The sequence below is a fragment of the Rhodococcus sp. NPDC127593 genome (genome assembly GCF_042671975.1).
Lineage (GTDB): Bacteria > Actinomycetota > Actinomycetes > Mycobacteriales > Mycobacteriaceae > Rhodococcus_F.
This window is the reverse complement of the sequence record NZ_JBHXWI010000009.1, coordinates 185,850-203,943: the sequence shown is the minus strand read 5'-3', so window position 1 is coordinate 203,943 and position 18,094 is coordinate 185,850. Positions and strand designations below refer to the sequence as shown.

At 69.1% G+C, this 18,094-nt stretch carries 18 protein-coding genes; 9 read left to right on the top strand and 9 right to left on the bottom strand.

What is annotated here, in order from left to right:
- The gene (locus ACFVJ3_RS10940) at positions 1 to 750 is read left to right on the top strand and encodes a DNA-formamidopyrimidine glycosylase family protein (RefSeq protein WP_378452061.1); all 750 of its coding nucleotides are present in this window, start codon (positions 1 to 3) and stop codon (positions 748 to 750) included.
- On the opposite strand, the gene ACFVJ3_RS10935 is transcribed toward ACFVJ3_RS10940, so the two are convergent.
- A complete protein-coding gene (locus ACFVJ3_RS10935) occupies positions 747 to 1,478 on the bottom strand; it encodes a DUF1353 domain-containing protein (protein ID WP_378452060.1) in 732 nt (243 codons plus the stop codon). The two genes, ACFVJ3_RS10940 and ACFVJ3_RS10935, sit on opposite strands and share 4 nt — an antisense overlap.
- A gap of 7 nt (positions 1,479 to 1,485) precedes the next feature.
- Complete coding sequence (locus ACFVJ3_RS10930) at positions 1,486 to 2,064, bottom strand: TetR/AcrR family transcriptional regulator (RefSeq protein WP_378452059.1); 579 nt, start codon at positions 2,062 to 2,064, stop codon at positions 1,486 to 1,488.
- 53 nt (positions 2,065 to 2,117) lie between these two features.
- Between ACFVJ3_RS10930 and ACFVJ3_RS10925 the strand changes: the two genes are divergently transcribed.
- Together ACFVJ3_RS10925 and ACFVJ3_RS10920 are read left to right on the top strand one after the other, a co-directional pair.
- Positions 2,118 to 3,077, top strand: a complete 960-nt coding sequence (locus tag ACFVJ3_RS10925) for an oxygenase MpaB family protein (RefSeq protein ID WP_378452058.1) — start codon at positions 2,118 to 2,120, stop codon at positions 3,075 to 3,077.
- Between the two features lie 184 nt (positions 3,078 to 3,261).
- Positions 3,262 to 3,798 (top strand): hypothetical protein, encoded by a 537-nt coding sequence (locus ACFVJ3_RS10920; RefSeq protein WP_378452057.1) that lies wholly within the window; start codon positions 3,262 to 3,264, stop codon positions 3,796 to 3,798.
- On the opposite strand, the gene glpD is transcribed toward ACFVJ3_RS10920, so the two are convergent.
- A complete protein-coding gene (gene glpD, locus ACFVJ3_RS10915) occupies positions 3,776 to 5,518 on the bottom strand; it encodes a glycerol-3-phosphate dehydrogenase (RefSeq protein ID WP_378452056.1) in 1,743 nt (580 codons plus the stop codon). The two genes, ACFVJ3_RS10920 and glpD, sit on opposite strands and share 23 nt — an antisense overlap.
- A 50-nt stretch (positions 5,519 to 5,568) precedes the next feature.
- On the opposite strand from glpD, the gene glpK reads away from it, so the two are divergent.
- A complete protein-coding gene (gene glpK / locus ACFVJ3_RS10910) occupies positions 5,569 to 7,062 on the top strand; it encodes a glycerol kinase GlpK (RefSeq protein WP_378452055.1) in 1,494 nt (497 codons plus the stop codon).
- Here the strand turns inward: glpK and ACFVJ3_RS10905 are convergent.
- Both ACFVJ3_RS10905 and ACFVJ3_RS10900 read right to left on the bottom strand, forming a co-directional pair.
- Entirely contained in the window at positions 7,047 to 8,231 is a 1,185-nt protein-coding gene (locus tag ACFVJ3_RS10905) for a PLP-dependent aminotransferase family protein (RefSeq protein WP_378452054.1), read from the bottom strand. The genes glpK and ACFVJ3_RS10905 overlap by 16 nt on opposite strands.
- 169 nt (positions 8,232 to 8,400) lie before the next feature.
- Positions 8,401 to 9,804 carry an NAD(P)H-quinone dehydrogenase gene (locus ACFVJ3_RS10900; RefSeq protein WP_378452053.1) on the bottom strand — a complete coding sequence of 468 codons (1,404 nt, stop codon included), beginning with the start codon at positions 9,802 to 9,804 and terminating at the stop codon, positions 8,401 to 8,403.
- Positions 9,805 to 9,920: 116 nt separating this feature from the next.
- On the opposite strand from ACFVJ3_RS10900, the gene ACFVJ3_RS10895 reads away from it, so the two are divergent.
- Positions 9,921 to 10,382 carry a gamma-glutamylcyclotransferase gene (locus ACFVJ3_RS10895; protein ID WP_011598217.1) on the top strand — a complete coding sequence of 154 codons (462 nt, stop codon included), beginning with the start codon at positions 9,921 to 9,923 and terminating at the stop codon, positions 10,380 to 10,382.
- 19 nt (positions 10,383 to 10,401) lie between these two features.
- Here ACFVJ3_RS10895 and ACFVJ3_RS10890 read toward each other — a convergent pair whose 3' ends face one another.
- From ACFVJ3_RS10890 to ACFVJ3_RS10880, 3 genes are read right to left on the bottom strand one after another with little or no spacing between them, the layout of a single operon-like run.
- A complete protein-coding gene (locus tag ACFVJ3_RS10890) occupies positions 10,402 to 11,553 on the bottom strand; it encodes a M20 family metallopeptidase (protein WP_378452052.1) in 1,152 nt (383 codons plus the stop codon).
- Positions 11,550 to 12,710, bottom strand: a complete 1,161-nt coding sequence (locus tag ACFVJ3_RS10885; RefSeq protein ID WP_378452051.1) for a M20 family metallopeptidase — start codon at positions 12,708 to 12,710, stop codon at positions 11,550 to 11,552. The genes ACFVJ3_RS10890 and ACFVJ3_RS10885 overlap by 4 nt, the downstream gene beginning before the upstream one ends.
- A gap of 12 nt (positions 12,711 to 12,722) precedes the next feature.
- Entirely contained in the window at positions 12,723 to 13,421 is a 699-nt protein-coding gene (locus ACFVJ3_RS10880; protein WP_378452050.1) for an enoyl-CoA hydratase/isomerase family protein, read from the bottom strand.
- A 20-nt stretch (positions 13,422 to 13,441) separates the two neighbouring features.
- On the opposite strand from ACFVJ3_RS10880, the gene ACFVJ3_RS10875 reads away from it, so the two are divergent.
- Together ACFVJ3_RS10875 and ACFVJ3_RS10870 are read left to right on the top strand one after the other, a co-directional pair.
- Entirely contained in the window at positions 13,442 to 14,224 is a 783-nt protein-coding gene (locus ACFVJ3_RS10875) for a purine-nucleoside phosphorylase (RefSeq protein ID WP_378452049.1), read from the top strand.
- Entirely contained in the window at positions 14,221 to 15,810 is a 1,590-nt protein-coding gene (locus ACFVJ3_RS10870; protein WP_378452048.1) for a phospho-sugar mutase, read from the top strand. Before ACFVJ3_RS10875 ends, ACFVJ3_RS10870 begins: the two co-directional genes overlap by 4 nt.
- Before the next feature lie 8 nt (positions 15,811 to 15,818).
- Here ACFVJ3_RS10870 and upp read toward each other — a convergent pair whose 3' ends face one another.
- Positions 15,819 to 16,442: a uracil phosphoribosyltransferase gene (upp, locus tag ACFVJ3_RS10865; RefSeq protein ID WP_378452047.1), complete on the bottom strand. Its 624-nt coding sequence runs from the start codon at positions 16,440 to 16,442 to the stop codon at positions 15,819 to 15,821.
- A gap of 132 nt (positions 16,443 to 16,574) precedes the next feature.
- On the opposite strand from upp, the gene ACFVJ3_RS10860 reads away from it, so the two are divergent.
- Positions 16,575 to 16,898: a type VII secretion target gene (locus tag ACFVJ3_RS10860; RefSeq protein ID WP_378452046.1), complete on the top strand. Its 324-nt coding sequence runs from the start codon at positions 16,575 to 16,577 to the stop codon at positions 16,896 to 16,898.
- Positions 16,899 to 16,900: 2 nt separating this feature from the next.
- Positions 16,901 to 18,091 carry a C40 family peptidase gene (locus ACFVJ3_RS10855; RefSeq protein ID WP_378452045.1) on the top strand — a complete coding sequence of 397 codons (1,191 nt, stop codon included), beginning with the start codon at positions 16,901 to 16,903 and terminating at the stop codon, positions 18,089 to 18,091.
- Positions 18,092 to 18,094: the final 3 nt, after the last annotated feature.

The window sequence follows — 18,094 nt, the reverse complement described above, 5'->3', positions numbered from 1 at the left end:
ATGCCCGAAGGCGACACCGTCTGGCGCACCGCCAACTCGCTTCGCGACGCCCTCGCGGGGAAGGTGCTGACCCGCTGCGACGTGCGGGTCCCCCGGTACGCCACCGTCGACCTGTCCGGCCAGCTCGTCGACGAGGTGGTCAGCCGCGGCAAACACCTCCTCATCCGGGTCGGCGACTACTCGATCCACACGCATCTGAAGATGGAAGGCGCGTGGCACATCTACGCGCCGGACACGAAGTGGCGGCGTCCCACTCACCAGGCCCGGATCGTGCTCGCCACCGACGACAGGGTGGCGGTCGGATTCTCGCTGGGCATCACCGAGATCCTGGGGCGTGACGACGAAGAATCCGCGGTCGGCCACCTCGGCCCCGACCTGCTGGGACCGGACTGGGACGCCGACACGGCGCTCCGCAACCTCCGGGCGGCCGGCGAGCAGCCCATCGGTCTCGCCCTGGTCGATCAGCGCAACCTGGCCGGCCTCGGCAACGTGTACCGCAACGAAGTCTGCTTCCTCCGCGGAGTCCACCCCTACACTCCGTCGAGCGGCGTGGCCGACCTGCCCGCGCTGGTCACGCTCGCGCATCGCATGATTCACATCGACAAGAACAACTCCGTCCGCCATCGGCCGTGGGTGTACGGGCGTGCCGGAAAGCGTTGCCGCCGTTGCGGGACGGTGATCGAAGGCCACGACCTCGGTCAGCAGCAGATCTTCTTCTGCACACACTGCCAGCCACCGATGGTGGATTAGCGAAGGACGGTGGTCGGCGGCCCGAGCGGCGGCGGTCGGCGAGTCCGCCTGCGGCCGAGCAACCACGCGGCACCGTCCGGCACCCACAGCACCGCGGCAGTGGCGATCGTCAGCAGATACGTCGGCGCGATGACGGGCAGGAGGAGGCACCCGAGCAGGGCGACGGGAAAGTCTCTGCGCCACAACAGCGACAGCACGACCGGAAGCACGAGAAGGAGGGCGGCGAGGCCGACGTGCGACGTCGCCAATGCCCACGGCATTCCCACCACCCAGCACAGCATCCCGAACACCTGGTGCGCGATGAGCAGGAACCGGGCGACGTCGGTGAACGTCCAGAACCGGCCGACCTCGACGCCGACCCAGAAGATGCGGCTGCGGAACGGTCCGACGCCCTCGTCGAGCAGGGCGAGCCGGAACAGTTCGTCCGCGCGCCGTCGCAGCGTGTTTCCCTCCGGTCCCTGCGCGCTCGCACGTTTGCAGAGGTCGTCGTGCATGATCGCGGGAAGCAGCTGCCGGCCGTACGGGGTGAGCAGGCCTTGCAGCGGCGCGGGGATCGAGGCCAGATCCGTGCGGAGTAGGCACGGCATCGGGGCGCAGCCGGGCACCGTCACCACCGTGTCGCCGTGGACGTAGACGAATTCGCCGACGAGTTGGAAGAACTTGCGGTCGAGTACCCGAAGCTCGGGTTGCGGGCGAGTCGGATCGTCCACGGATACCTGGAACGGCATGCGCACCTCACTCGTGGCCGGCCTTGTTTGCCTCCACCACCAGAGTGACGCAATGAGCGACGAATTGCTCGCGCGACGCGGCAACAGTTCCGTCGAGATATCCGATGAACAGCGTCGTGAGTGCGCCCACCACACCGACCGCGACGAGCTGTTTCTCCACCTCGTCGTCGACGGCGGACAGCTGGTCGTGCACGAGTGCGACGAACCCGGGCATCAGGTCGATGCCACGCCTGCTCAGCGCGGGTTCGGACAGCGGTGCGAGCAGCAGCACACGGCCCATGGCGGGATCGTCGACCATGAGTTTCACGAACGCGTCCACGGCGGCCTCGGCGCGCTCCCGCGCGGTCTCGGTGGACGCCACCGCTTCCACGAGAGCGGCCTGCGCCTCGTCGCCCACTGCGGTGTAGACCGAGCGCACGAACTCGTCCCGGTCCTGGAACGACTCGTAGAAGTACCGTTCGGTCAGCGACGCGGCGCGGCAGACCGCGCGCACGTTCGCCGCGGGTCCGTCCGGCGATCCGAGCAGCGCGACGCCCGCACGGAGTAGCGATTTCCGCCGTGCGTCCCGCCGGTCCTCCAGCGTCACTCTTCTCGCTCCGATCCTTGACTACGTGTGTTGTCAGATCTTAGTCTGACAACGTGCGTAGTCACTTGAACGCGGACGGTACGCCCGTCCCGGCCTCCGCTCCCGTCCCGCTCGGCCCCGACTCGTTGACCTGGAAGTATTTCGGCGACTGGCGCGGAATGCTGCAGGGCGTGTGGGCCGGGTCGATGCAGAACATGCACCCAGGGCTCGGCGCCGGCGTCGAGGAACACTCCCGCTTCTTCGACGAGCGGTGGGAGCGCCTATACCGGTCGCTGTACCCGATCGGCGGCGTCGTCTTCGACGGTGACCGCGCCCAGCAGACCGCGGAGCAGGTGCGGGGATATCACGACAACATCAGGGGAATCGACAAGCACGGCCGCAGGTATCACGCCCTCGACCCCGACACGTTCTACTGGGCGCACGCCACGTTCTTCATGGGCACCGTTCTCACGGGTGACCACTTCATGGGTGGTCTCACCGAAGACCAGAAGCGCCGGCTGTTCACCGAGCACATCCAGTGGTACCGCCTGTACGGAATGAGCATGCGCCCCGTTCCGGAAACCTGGGAGGCGTTCCAGGAGTACTGGGATCACATGTGCCGCAACGTTCTCGAGGACAACAAGGCCACCCGGGACGTCCTCGACCTGTCCGGTCTCGGCGTTCCCCCGTTCCTGTCGTGGCTACCCGACCCGATCTGGGCGATCCTCCGGATCCCGGTGGCGAAGGGCTTCGTGTGGCTGACGGTCGGCATGTACGACCAACCGGTGCGCGACCTCCTCGGCTACCGCTGGACCACACGCGACGAGCGCCTGCACACTCTCGTCGGCCGCACCGTGAACGCCGTCTTCCGTCTCGTCCCCTGGCGGTACCGGTACCACCCGCGTGCCCGCGCCGGCTGGGACCGCGAGACCGGACGCACCCCCGCCCACGCACCGCTCGTCCACACGCCGCGACGCAATCTTCCCCCGGTCGACCGGCGCGACGACCCCCAGCACTACAGCCCGAAAGTCTGAGTTCCCAGGGAGCTCACAGACAACGCCCACACTCCTCACGGGTTCCGGGACGACGCTGAATCACATGGAATTCATCGCTGTTTCAGCCCTCGTCGTCATGGCGCTCTCCGGGGTCGTCGCCGCACACGCACCGAAATCGCTCGTCCACACTCGCTGACCGCGTGCGCGTGGAATGCTCGGGGCCATGGAGTGGGACCTTCCGAAGCTCTTCAACCGCCCCGCGCAGCTGACCGACGCCCCGATCGACACCGAGCGTGTCGCCCGGCGCATCAGCGCCTACATCTATGGCAACATCCTCGTCCTCGCTGCGCTGATCCCCGTCACCAAGGCGCAGGAAACCCTCGGCATCGCGATCGTCGTCGGAGCCGCGTTGTCCACCTTCCTCGCGCATCTGTTCGCCGAGTCCGTCGGCCAGACACTGCGTCTCGACCGCACCCTCACCCGAGCCGAACGCAGCGGGGAACTCCGTGACGGCCTGCCCATCCTCACGTCGGCCGTCGTCCCCAGCGTCATCCTGTGCACCGCGCTGATCGGCTGGCTGGAGCCGAGGACGGCGCAGTTGATCGCCGAATTCGCGATGATCACCCGGATCGCGTCGATCAGTTACGTGATCAGCCGTCTCCGCCGCGAGAAGGTCACGTCCGGCACCCACTGGGCGGCGATCGGCCTCGCCGCCGTCGCCGCGGCCATCGTGGTGATCAAGGTATTTCTGACACACTGACCGGCGGTTCGAGCAGTTCGACCCGCGACTCGGGCGCCGCCGCCCGCAACGCGTCGGCCGACAGGTCGTCCGGCTGGGCCTGCGACTGCACCTCCGCCTCGACCCGCGCCTGGTACGTCTTCACCTCACGGTCGATGTCGTCGGCGTCCCAGCCGAGGACGGGGGCCACCAGCTGCGCCACCTGCTCGGCGCAGTTCACACCCCGATGCGAGTACTCGATGGCGATGCGGGTGCGCCGGGCCAGGATGTCGTCGAGATGCAGGGCACCCTCGGCCGCCGCCGCGTACACGACCTCGACCTGCAGGTAGGCGGGTGCGTCCGTGATGGGCTGGAGAAGTTCCGGCTTGTCGGACGCCAGGTCGAGCACCTCGTCGATCAGCGAACCGTACCGATCCAGCAGGTGCTTCACGCGGTACGGGTGCAGGCCGTACATCTGGCCGAGGTGAACGGTCTGATTGACGAGCGCGAAATAGCCGTCGGCACCGACGAGCGGCACCTTCTCCGTGATCGACGGCGCCATCCGCGCGGGAATGTCCTCGGCGGCGAGATCCACGGCGTCCTCGGCCATCACCCGGTAGGTGGTGTATTTGCCGCCGGCGATGGCGACGAGACCCGGCGCGACACGCGCGACGGCATGTTCGCGCGACAGCTTGGACGTCTCGTCACTCTCCCCCGCGAGCAGCGGGCGCAGGCCCGCGTAGACGCCGTCGATGTCGTCGTGGGTCAGCGCCGTCACCAGCACCTTGTTGACGTGGCCGAGGATGTAGTCGATGTCGGCCTTGGTGGCCGCCGGATGCGCGAGGTCGAGGTTCCAGTCCGTGTCGGTGGTGCCGATGATCCAGTGGCTGCCCCATGGGATCACGAACAGCACCGACTTCTCGGTGCGCAGGATGATCGCGGCGTCGCTGACGATCCGATCGCGCGGTACGACGATGTGGACGCCCTTGGACGCGCGGACGCGGAATCGGCCGCGCTGCCGCGACAGCGCCTGGATCTCGTCGGTCCACACCCCCGTGGCGTTGATGACGACGTGCGCCTTCACGTCCGCGGTGCGGCCGTCCTCACAGTCGCGGACGCGCACTCCGGACACCCGGTCGGCCTCCCGAAGGAATCCGACCACCTGTGTGGACGTTCGCACTACGGCCCCGTAATGAGCGGCGGTGCGGGCGACGGTCATGGTGTGCCGGGCGTCGTCGACCACTGTGTCGTAGTACTGGATGCCGCCGGTCAGCGAGTTGCGCTTGAGCCCCGGCGCCATCCGCAGCGCACCCGCGCGAGTCAGATGCTTCTGCGCCGGAACCGATTTGGCGCCGCCCATCCGGTCGTAGAGGAAGATCCCTGCCGCCATGTAGGGGCGCTCCCACAGCCGGTGACGGATCGGGAACAGGAACTTGAGCGGCTTCACCAGATGCGGTGCGAGGGTGGTCAGCGACAGCTCACGCTCCCGAAGCGCCTCCCGGACCAGTCCGAACTCGAGCTGTTCGAGATAGCGCAGGCCGCCGTGGAACATCTTCGACGAGCGACTCGACGTCCCGGACGCGTAATCGCGTGCCTCCACCAACGCCACCTTCAGCCCGCGGGTGGCCGCATCGAGGGCCGCACCGGCTCCGACCACGCCACCGCCGATCACGACGACGTCGAACTGTTCGGTCTGCAGCTTGTCCCATGCGGCATCACGCTGCCGGGGACCGAGGAACTGCACACCTGGCTGACTACTCAAGTCGGGCTCCTGTGAGATGACAACGGATTCTCTGCCAGGCTAGTAGCTTCATGCGTGTGATTCAGTACATCGCCGCGATAGACCAGGGCACCACCTCCAGCCGCTGCATGATCTTCGATCACGACGGCGCCGTGGTCAGCGTCGCCCAGAAGGAACACGAACAGTTCTTTCCGCGCGCAGGCTGGGTGGAGCACGATCCGACACAGCTGTGGATCAACACCCGCGAAGTGGTGGCGTCCGCGCTCGCGAAGGCCGATCTCACCAAACGCGACATCGCCGCGATCGGCATCACCAACCAGCGCGAGACGACGGTCGTGTGGGACCGGAACACCGGAGAACCCGTGTACAACGCCATCGTCTGGCAAGACACCCGTACCGACGAACTGTGCACGGAACTCGGCGGCGACGAAGGCCCCGGCCGGTACCAGAAGCGCACCGGCCTGCCGCTGTCCACGTATTTCTCGGGGCCGAAGGTCCGGTGGATCCTCGACAACGTCGACGGCGCACGGGCGAAGGCAGACGCGGGCGAGCTCTGCTTCGGCACGATCGACAGCTGGATTCTGTGGCACATCACGGAAGGCGCCCACGTGACGGATGTCACCAACGCCTCACGCACTCTGCTGATGAATCTCGAGACCCTCGACTGGGATCCGGAGATCTGTGCCGATTTCGACATTCCGATGTCGATGCTGCCAGAGATCCGCAGCTCCTCGGAGGTCTACGGCGTCGGACGCCCCCACGGGACGCTGCCCGGCGTGCCGGTGGCCGGAATCCTCGGCGACCAGCAGGCCGCCACGTTCGGGCAAGCCTGCCTGTCGGAGGGCGAAGCGAAGAATACGTACGGAACGGGGAACTTCCTGCTGCTCAACACGGGGACCACACCCGTGCACAGCAAGCACGGTCTCCTCACCACCGTCTGCTACAAGATCGGTGACGCACCGGCCGTCTACGCACTCGAGGGGTCGGTGGCCGTCACCGGCTCACTGGTGCAGTGGCTGCGCGACAACCTGGGAATCATCAAGTCCGCCAAGGATATCGAGGATCTGGCCAAGTCGGTCGACGACAACGGCGGCGCCTACTTCGTGCCCGCGTTCTCCGGGTTGTTCGCACCGCGCTGGCGGCCCGACGCCCGCGGGGCGATCGTCGGGCTCACCCGGTTCGTGAACAAGGGCCACCTCGCCAGGGCCGCCCTGGAGGCCACCGCGTATCAGACCCGCGAGGTGATCGAGGCGATGCGCGCCGATTCGGGCGTCGAACTCGCCTCCCTCAAGGTGGACGGCGGCATGGTCGTCAACGAGACCCTCATGCAGTTCCAGTCCGACATTCTCGCGGTGCCCGTCATCCGGCCCGTCGTCAACGAGACGACGGCACTGGGCGCCGCGTACGCCGCGGGGCTGGCCGTCGGCTTCTGGGAAAGCGAGGACGACATCCGCGCGAACTGGGCCGTCGACAAGACGTGGGAACCCGCGATGGACGAGGCCGAGTCCAGCCGGCTCTACGCCGAGTGGAACAAGGCTGTCGAACGGACCTACGACTGGGCGTGACGGGCGTACGCGTCGCCGAGTCTCGCCGCCGCACCCGTCAGCACGTCCTCCGGACAGGTCGCGAAACACAGCCGCAGCGCGCTCCGGTGCTCCGCGGCGACGCCGAAAGCCGATCCGGGAACGAAGGCCACACCGTGGTCCACGGCGGTCTGCAGCAGTGCCGCCGTGTCGAGGTCGTCGTCCGTGAACTCGGTCCAGCAGAACATCCCGCCCGCCGCCGACGACACGCGGGCGCGGTCGCCGAACGTCGAGGTGACGCCGTCCGCGAGCGCCCGCGCCCGGGATCCGTAGCGGGCCCGCAGCATCTCCAGGTGCAGATCCAGCCACGGCTCGTCCGACAGCACTCCGGCGGCGATCTGGTGCGTCAGCGACGAACCGCAGAGGTCCGCGCCCTGCTTGAGCAGTTCGACGGCCTCGCACACCCGCCGGTCGCCGTGCAGCCACCCGACCCGGAGCGCAGGCGCCAGGATCTTCGACGCGCTGGACAACCGGATCACCCGGTCCGACAGCGCCGCGACGGGCGCGGGCGGTGGACCGTCGAAGAAGAGTTCGCCGTACGGGTCGTCCTCGATCACCCAGAATCCGTAGCGGTCGGCCAGTGCGGCCAGGTGTTCCCGGCGGCCGGGCGCCAGGACGACGCCGCGAGGGTTGTGGAAGTTGCTCACCGTGTGGACCACGGTGGGACGCAGGCCATCCTCGAGCATGCCCTGCAAGGCGGCGGTGTCCATCCCGTCGGCGTCGAGTGCGACGGACCGGACGTCGGTCTCCGCGGCCCGGAACACCTGTAGTGCTCCGGTGTAGGCGGGTTCCTCGACGATCACGACGTCGCCGGGATCGAGCAGCACCTGGGCGAGAAGGCTCAGCGCCTGCTGCGAGCCGTGGGTGACGACGACGTCGGCGGCGCCCAGCGGGCGGCCGATCTTCGCACCTTCCCGTGCAGCGAGCACGTCGCGGAGCCGGCGCAGCCCGGTGGTCTCGCCGTACTGGACGGATGCGGGATCGCCGAGCGCGAGTTCCGCTTCCTTCCGGATGCGTTCGCGCGGAATGAATTCGGGGTCGGGCAGCCCGCCCGCAAGGCTGACGACGTCGGGCCGGGCGGTGAGGGTGAGAAGGTCACGGATGGCGGAGCTGTGCAGACCATCCATGCGGCGGGCAAGTGATTGCGGCATGTCGACTCCCAGGAGGCACGTCAAAGCAGGGATCAGGTGAGGAACACCCTGTCCGTCCTGGGTCTGCGGGGCGGGAGAGCGCCGAGGCACGGGCCGATGATTTCGAACCGTGCCTCGACTATCCCACCGGAGGGGCCACTATGTGAAATGCCTATCCCACACTTCGGGATCAGTCCAGGTCGTCGTGCCGCATCAGCTGGCGAGCCGCCTCGGTGATCGAACCCGTCAGCGACGGGTACACCGAGAACGTCGCGGCGAGGTCGTTGACGGTGAGGTTGTTCTGCACGGCGATGGCGATGGGCAGGATCAGCTCCGACCCGTTGGGAGCGACCACCACGCCGCCGATGACCACACCGGTGGCCGGACGGCAGAAGATCTTCACGAAGCCGCGGCGCAGACCGGACATCTTGGCGCGCGGGTTGGTGTTGAGCGGGAGCATGACGGTGCGGGCAGGTACCTCGCCGTCGTCGATCGCGGCCTGGCTGACGCCCACGGTGGCGATCTCGGGGCGGGTGAACACGGCCGAGGCCACGGTCTTCAGCTTGATGGGGCTGACGCCCTCACCGAGCGCGTGGTACATCGCGATGCGGCCCTGCATGGCGGCGACGGACGCCAGCGGCAGCAGGCCGGTGCAGTCGCCCGCGGCGTAGATCCCGGACACCGGCGTCCGCGACACACGGTCCACGCGCAGGTATCCACCCTTGTCGAGCTCGATGCCGACCTTCTCCAGTCCGAGACCCTGGGTATTGGGAACCGAACCGACGGTCATCAGGGCGTGGCTGCCCTCGACCGTCCGGCCGTCGGCGAGCACCACGACGATGCCGTCCTCGGTGCGCTTCACCGCATCGGCCCTGGCGTGCTTGACCAGGGTGACGCCGCGTTCGGCGAGGACGTCCTCGAGCACCAGGGCGGCATCGGCGTCCTCACCGGGCAGGACGCGGTCGCGGCTGGACACCAGCGTGACCTTGACGCCCATCTCGGTGTAGGCGGACACGAACTCGGCACCGGTCACACCGGAACCGACGACGACGAGGTGCGTCGGCAGCTCGTCGAGGTCGTAGAGGTCGCGCCACGTCAGGATGCGCTCGCCGTCCGGCTCCGCCCCGGGGATCACCCGGGGGCTCGCGCCCGTGGCGATGAGGACGACATCCGCATCGAGTGTCTTCTTCTCGCCGTTCTCGAGGGTGGCACACACCTGGTGGGACGCCATGCCGAGCCGCGAGTCGGTGAGCTCGGCGGTACCCGACAGCAGTTCGACACCCACCGTCTGCAGTCGGGTGCGGATGTCGGAGGACTGCGCCTGCGCGAGGCTCTTCACGCGGGCGTGGATCTGCGGCAGGGCGACCGTGGCCTGCTCGGGATCGAGCGCAATGCCCAGGTCGGTGGCGCGCCGCATGTCGGTGCGCACGCCGGTGGAGGCGATGAAGGTCTTGGACGGCACGCAGTCGAACAGAACGCAGGCGCCGCCCACTCCGTCCGAATCGATCAAGGAGACGGAGGCGCCGTGCTGTGCGGCCACCAGCGCTGCCTCGTATCCGGCAGGCCCGCCACCAATGATCACGATTCGGGTCATCTGTCCTCCAATTCAACTGACGACCGGGGTCTCCGGCCGGCTTTTGGTGCGATCGCAGCGCGTCGTGTCGTGCACTGCATGCAACAGATTACTAGCCACCGTTTAGGCTTGCCGCCGTGTCGATCTATGCCGCCTACGGGTCCAACATGCATCCCGAGCAGATGTTGCAGCGCTGCCCTCACTCGCCGATGGCGGGGACGGGCTGGCTGCACGGCTGGCGACTGACGTTCAGTGGCGGGGACATCGGCTGGGAGGGCGCACTCGCCACCGTGGTCGAGGATCCCGATTCCAAGGTGTTCGTCGTGCTCTACGACGTCCCCGAGGAGGACGAGGTCAGCCTCGACCGATGGGAGGGCTCCGAGCTCGGCATCCACCGCAAGATCCGCGTCCGTGTGGACACCGAGGGCGAACCCGCGCTCGCCTGGTTGTACGTGCTCGACGCGTACGAGGGCGGCCTGCCGTCGGCCCGCTACCTCGGGGTGATGGCGGACGCCGCGGAGATCGCCGGGGCGCCCGCCGACTACGTGCGCGACCTGCGCACCCGCAACAGCCGCAACGTCGGACCGGGCACCGAATAGAACCGCCTGGCGCCGCGCCTCAGCCCAGCACGAGGCTCGACAGCACCCGGACCCCGATGCCCAGCGCCCGCTCGTCCAGATCGAACGTGGGCTGGTGGATGTCGAGTTGCTCGCCGACGCCCGACCAGACACCGAGCCGGGCCATCGCGCCGGGAACCTCTTCGAGGTACCAGGAGAAGTCCTCGCCGCCGCCGGACTGCGGCGTGTCGGCGAGGGCGTCCGGGCCGACCGTGCGGATGGCATCTTCGAACATGCGCGTCGACACCTCGTCGTTGACGACGGGCGGGACGCCGCGGCGGTAGTTGAGCTGGTACCGCACCCCGGTGGGCGCCAGCAGTCCGTGGACGATCTCCCGGACCAGCGGCTCGAGCATCTCCCACGTCTCGTGATCGCCGGTCCGCACGGTGCCGGTCATCATGCCGGTCTGCGGAATGGCGTTGGGCGCCCGGCCGGCGCTCACGGCGCCCCACACCATCACGGTGCCGGTGCGCGGGTCGATCCGCCTGCTGAGCATGCCCGGCAACCCGGTCACGACGGTGCCCAGCGCGAACACGAGGTCGGTGGTCAGGTGCGGACGCGACGTGTGGCCGCCCGGTGAGTCGAGCACGACCTCGATCGTGTCGGCCGCGGACGTGATCGCACCGAGCCGCACACCGACCCGCCCGGCCGCGAGCCGCGGATCGCAGTGAAGGGCGAAGATCCGCGACACACCCTCGAGCCGTCCGGCAGCGACGACCTCGAGCGCACCGCCCGGCATGACCTCCTCGGCGGGCTGGAAGATCAGCCGGACACCCACCGGCAGGTCGGGGATCTCGCTGAGCGCCAGACCGGTTCCCAGCAGGATGGTGGTGTGGGCGTCGTGTCCGCACGCGTGCGACACGCCCGGCACCGTCGACGAGTACGTGGCGCCGGTGAGTTCCTGCAGCGGAAGAGCGTCCATGTCGGCGCGCAACGCGATGCGGGGACCCTCAGACGGTCCGAGATCGCACGTGAGCCCCGTTCCCCCGGGCAGCAGTTCGGGCGACAGGCCGGCCGCGGCCAGCCGGGTCGCCACGAATTCCGTCGTCGCGTATTCGTGTCGCGCGAGTTCGGGATTGGCGTGGATGTGTCGACGCCACTGGGAGAGTTCGTCGGTGTGAGCGAGAATCCATTTGTCGACTGCCGCGTTCACCGGCGATCAACTCCTTCCAACAGCCGCACCCGCTGTGTGTCGTCCGTTGCCGCGCGAACTGCCGTGCGAGCCAGCGCAATCGCTCCGTCGATCACGGCGCGGTCGGCGGACTCGGTGATGCACGCCGCCGCGAACCGAGGCTGATGCGTCACCGCACCGTCCGAATCGAGGCCGATGATCGGATGAATCCCGGGCAGGACGTTGGTGACGTTGCCCATGTCGGTGCTGCCCAGCGGACGAACCCCCTCCCACTCGAGCGGCAACGGTGTCCGTCCCATGTCGATGATCTGCTCCCGGTACGTCGCGACCAGCCACGGGTCCGGCGTCAGCTCCGTGTACGTGGGCGACACCGTGCGGATCTCGTGCGTGCACCCGGTGGCGAGTGCGCCGGCCGCGAAACACGCCTCCGCTCGTGTCGTCAGCTCGGACAGCGCCCACGCCGTCTCGGCCCGCAGGTAGTACAGCATTTCGGAGCGTGCGGGAACGATGTTGGGCGCGGTGCCGCCGTCGGAGACGATCCCGTGGATCTGCTGCCCCGGCGAGAGGTGCTGGCGCAGCAGGCCGATCCCGACCTGGGCGACGGTCGCGGCGTCGGCGGCGTTGCGCCCGAACTCCGGTGCGGCGGACGCGTGCGCCTCGCGGCCGGTGAACGTGACCGCGATGTCGGCCAGCGCGAGCGACGTCGCACCCGTGATGTCGATCGGACCCGGATGCACCATCAGGCCAGCCGCGACATCGTCGAAGACGCCTTTCTCGAGCATGACGATCTTCCCGCCGCCGCTCTCCTCTGCGGGCGTCCCGATGACCCGCACCGTGATCCCGAGCCGGTCGGCGACCGTGGCGAGCGCGACGCCGGCACCGACCGCGGACGCCGCGATGATGTTGTGCCCGCACGCGTGACCGATCTCCGGGAGCGCGTCATACTCGGCGCAGATACCGATGACGAGGTCACCGCTGCCGAACGTGGCGTCGAACGCCGTGGGCAGGTCCGCGATGCCCGACCGGACATCGAACCCGCTGCGTTTGAGCAGTTCGGTGATCTTCGCGACGCTCCGGAACTCCTCGAACGCCAGTTCCGGTTCGCTGTGGATCGAATGGGACAGCGCGATCAGATCGGTCTCGATTGACCTGACCGCCGCCTCGACATCCGCATTCACGTGCTCATTCTCTCACCCGAAGCTGAAGTTGCTCTTGTCCGTCACCGTGGCGAGCGCGGCGAGGACGTCGTGATGGATTCCGCGCTTGATCCCGGCGAGGTTGGCGCCGCGGGTGGCGGTGAGCGCGGCGGCCCGTGTCACGGCGGCCGCGAGGACGCCGTCCCCGTCCGCGATCTCGTCGACGATGCCCGCGGCGAGCGCGTCGGAGCCTCCGAAGCGGCGGCCCGTCGTCATCGCCTCGACCGCGGTCTGTTTGGGCAGACGGGTGTTCAGGAGCGCCGACATCCCCACGGTGAAGGGCATGTTCAACGACACCTCGGGGAGGCAGTAGAACCCGCGGTCGGCGCGCATGACCCGGAAGTCGTGCGACGTGGCGAGCATCGCGCCGGCACCGAAACCGTGCCCCTGGACGGCGGCGACGGTGGCCATCGGGAACGCGAGGAGGCGGGTGTAGATCGTGTGCACGCGGTCGAGATATTCCGGGAGCTTGTCCGTGTTCGCGAAGATCCACGTGGTGTCCAGGCCGTTCGTGAAGAACTTGCCCGTCGCGGTCGTGACCAGTGCGGCGGGACCCTCGTGGGCTTCCACCTCGTCCAGCGCGGCGTGGGTGGCGTCGATCCAATCCGGATGGAAGCGGTTCTCGTTGTCCGTCTCGCCCTCGTTGCCGAGGTACAGGATGAATACGTCGCCGTCGCGATCGAGATAGGGCATGAGTGGAAGACTATCGCCTCATGGGAACGCCAGACGCCGCGGCCGCCGCGCTCGCCGCGCACACGAACTGCGCCGAACACTCGATCGCCGTCGTCCTCGGATCGGGGTGGAATGCCGCCGCCGACCGGTTCGGCGAATCACTCTGCACCGTCCCGATGGCCGATCTGCCGGGGTTCACACCGCCGGCCGCCGCGGGGCACGCCGGAACGATCCGCTCCGTGGACGTGGGCGGCAAACGGGTCCTTCTCCTGCTCGGCCGCACCCACGCCTACGAGGGCCATCCCCTGTCGTCCGTCGTCCACCCGGTGCGCACGGCCATCGCCGCCGGAGCGACAACCGTCATCCTGACGAACGCCGCCGGCGGAATCCGCGAGGACTTCACCGTCGGACAACCCGTGCTGATCAGCGATCACCTCAACCTCACGGCCCGGTCTCCGCTCGTGGGCGCGGAGTTCGTGGACCTCGTCGACGCGTACGACCCCGAACTGCGGGCCCTCGCCCGCGACATCGACGGCTCGCTGAGCGAAGGCGTCTATGCCGGTCTGCCGGGTCCGCACTACGAGACCCCCGCCGAGATCCGCATGCTGCGGACGATCGGCGCGGACCTCGTCGGCATGTCGACCGTCCACGAGACGATCGCGGCACGGGCGCTCGGCGCCCGCGTCCTCGGGATCTCGATGGTGACGAACCTCGCGGCCGGCATCACCGGCGAGCACCTGAACCACGAGGAGGTCCTCGCCGCGGGCCGGGCGTCCGCCGACCGCATGGGCGGGCTCCTGCGAGAACTGGTGGAACGCCTGTGAACGATCCGATCGCGGACTGGATCGACGCCGATCCCGAACCCGAAACCCGGGCGGAACTCGCGAATCTCTCCGCCGACGAGCTCGCCGACCGCTTCGCCGCTCCACTGAGCTTCGGGACCGCGGGTCTGCGCGGGCCGGTGCGGGCAGGCCCGAACGGCATGAATCTCGCCGTGGTGATCCGCACGACGGCCGGGCTGAGCGCGTGGCTGAAAGACCGGTGCCTGGGCGGCTCCACCGTCGTCGTCGGGCGCGACGCGCGGCACGGATCCGAAAAGTTCGCCGTCGCCGCGGCGGAAGTGCTGGCGGGCGCGGGATTCTCGGTCGTCCTCCTCCCCCGCCCGCTCCCCACCCCGATCGTCGCGTTCGCGGTCCGCCGCCTCCGCGCCGCTGCCGGCGTGCAGATCACCGCCTCCCACAACCCCGCCGCCGACAACGGGTACAAGGTCTACCTCGACGGCGGCGCCCAGTTGATCTCGCCGTCCGACAGGGAGATCGAAGCATCGATCACCCGGATCGGGCCGGCGAATCTCGTGCCCCGCACCCCGGTGACACCGGCGTCCGAGGAACTCCTCGACCGCTACGTCGACCGCGTCGCGGCCCTGCCGACGGGACGGTCGCGGACCCTGCGCATCGCGCTCACCGCCATGCACGGCGTCGGAGGCGAGACCGCGATCACCGCACTGAAATCCGCCGGATTCACCGACGTCCACACCGTCGCCGCACAGTTCGACCCGGACCCGGACTTCCCGACCGTCGAGTTCCCCAACCCCGAGGAGCCGGGCGCCTCCGACGCCGTCCTCGCCCTCGCCGCGGACGTCGACGCCGACCTCGCGATCGCCCTCGACCCCGACGCCGACCGGTGCGCGGTCGGCGTGCGCGGGCCGGACGGCTGGCGGATGCTCCGCGGCGACGAGACGGGCGTCCTGCTCGGCGAGCACGTCCTCGCGTCCGCCCCGGCCGATCCGCTCGTCGCGACGACGATCGTCTCGTCCGCCCTCCTCGGAAAGCTCGCCGACGCCCGCGGCGCGCGCTTCGCCCGCACCCTCACCGGCTTCAAGTGGCTCGTGCGGGCCGGCGAGGGGCTCGTGTACGCGTACGAGGAAGCGATCGGTCACTGCGTCGACCCGGAGTCGGTGCGCGACAAGGACGGTATCTCCGCCGCGGTGATGGCCGCCGACCTCGCTGCCACACTGCGGGCAGAGGGGGCGACACTCCTCGACAGGCTGGACGACTACGCGCTCGAATTCGGGTTGCACACCGGAGACCAGGTGTCGCGACGCGTCACCGACCTCGCGGACATCACCGCGATGATGCGACGCCTGCGGTCGCAACTGCCGGCCGAACTGGCCGGCGAACCCGTCGAGGCCACCGATCTGGCGGAACTGCGGGGGCAGTCCCGCACCGACGCGGTCGTTCTCGCCGGGTCCACCGTCCGAATGGTCGTGCGTCCCTCGGGAACCGAACCCAAGCTCAAGTGCTACCTGGAGGTGGTCGTACCGGTGCCGGATCGATCGGCGCTACCCGCGGCCCGCGAAAGGGCCGCGACCCGGTTGAACCTGTTGCGCGAGTTCGCCGAAGCCCTGTAGCCGGGGAGTCAGCGCGGCCCGAACTGACGGTCCCCGGCGTCGCCGAGGCCGGGCACGATGAACGCGTCCTCGTTGAGCCCCTCGTCGACCGCAGCGGTGACGAGTCTCACCGGATGACCCGACGCCGAGAGGGCGGCAACACCTTCGGGCGCCGCGACGACGCACACGGCGGTGACGTCCGTGGCGCCGCGGGCGACGAGCAACTCGATCGTGTGCACCATCGAACCGCCGGTCGCGAGCATCGGATCGAGGACGTACACCGGGATGCCGGACAGGTCCGCGGGGAGCGACTCGAGGTACGGCACCGGCAGATGCGTCGCCTCGTCCCGGGCCATACCGACGAAACCGACTCGCGCCTGCGGGATCAGGCTGCTGGCCTGCTCGACCATGCCCAGTCCTGCGCGCAGGACGGGAACGAGCAACGGCGGATGGGTGAGCCGCACCCCGTCGGTCGTCGCGATGGGCGTGGCCACGTCGAACGTCTCGACCGGAGCCTCGCGCATCGCCTCGTACACCAACATGTGTGTCAGCCTTCGTAAGGCGGCACGAAATGTGGCATTGTCGCTGCGCGCATCGCGCATCGTTGTCAGGAGGACCGCTGCGAGCGGGTGGTCGACGACGTGCGTGTTCATGTTCGAAGAATAAGGGGGCGCGGGGCGAGATTTCGCAGGAGAGCAATTCTCGGCGAATCGCGGGTGGAACCGAATCGGTCTCGCCTGCGTCCAATATGGTGACCGGTATCAAATCCGACTGGGGGGATGACGATGAACGACTTGAGGGCGGATACCGCGAGTATTGCCGAGTTCGCGGCCACGGCCGCGACCATGTCAGCGGACATGCAGGCCGCAGGTCTCGGGGCCGCCGCCGCGGGTCCGCTCCTGCTCGGACCGGTCTTCGGGGTGATCGGCGGGGACTTCGTCGCCGCATTCGCTACGGCGCACGCCGCGCACCTGGCTTCCATCGAGGAACTGTCCGGCGTGCTCGGCGGGATCAGCGCGACCGCCCTGGCGAACGCCGCCGCGTACGAGGGCACCGAGGCTGCCACCACGGCCGCGCTCGCCGCGAACGTGGTCGGGCTGGAGGACTGACCGTGATCCCCATCGATCTCCTCGCCCGCCCGATCCTCGATCTGTTCGGGGCGTTCGGCAGCGGCGTCCTCCCCGCCGGCGGACCGGCCGACGCCCTGCGCGCGTCCTCGGTCGCCATCGACGCCGTGCACGACACCGGACGCACCGGCATCAGCTCCGTCTACGGCGACTGGCAGGGCAGGGGTGGCACGGGTGCGATCGTGAAGACCGAGGAGGCGCAGCGGTCGACGGTCGCGGTCTCCGATCGCGGTAACGACATGGCGGCCGTCGTCGCCGAGGCCTCCGAGATCGTCCGGGTCGGAATGCTGCAGCTACAGGAGATCCTGCAGTCGTTCATCTCCCTCGCGGTCGCGGCCGGACCCGCCCTGGCCACCCCGCCCGGTCAGGCGATGATCATTGTGGCGGCACTCGACCACCTCGGCAGAGCCACCGCGGTCGTCGCGAAGGTGCGGGCCGAACTCGGAGAGCAGACCGGCAGGATGGTCGCCCTCACACCGGCCGAGCACATCCCGGCCGCGCCCGCTGCCACCGCACCCGCGAGCACGTCCGCGGCGAGCACGGTGCCAGCCTCCGCGGCCCCCGTCGCACCCGCGGGCTCCGAGGCGGTGAGCCGCGCGGCGTCCGGGTTCGCGAGTTCGTCGGGCGCGTCACCGATGTCGGGACTGACGAGCATTGCTGCCCCGGCCGCGCGCTCGTCCGGCGGACGCGGCTCGGGCAGATCCCGCGCGGATTCCCTCACCGGCAGGCCCGGTGGTGCCGGTCACGGGCCGTCCACCGCGGACTCCTCCCACGGCGGCGAGGGCGTCGAGGTGGTCCTGCCCGACGGCAGCACCGCCGTCGCCCCCAACAAGGAGGCGGCCGACGCCGTCCGCAACGCGCTGTCGCAGCAGGGTGTCCCGTACGTCTGGGGCGGGACGTCGCCCGGCGAGGGCCTCGACTGCAGCGGGCTGACACAGTGGGCGTACGGCGAAGCGGGCGTGGGTCTACCGCGTCTGGCGCAGGAGCAGAACGTCGGCACCGCGGTCGACCCGGGCGACCTCATGCCCGGCGACCTCGCCGTCTGGGACGGTCACGTCGCCATGGTGATCGGCAACGGCCAGCTCGTCGAGGCCGGCGATCCCGTGCAGGTCGGTCCGATTCGAACCAGCAACAGCGGCATGGGCTTCTACGGCTTCTACCGACCCACGGAATGACAG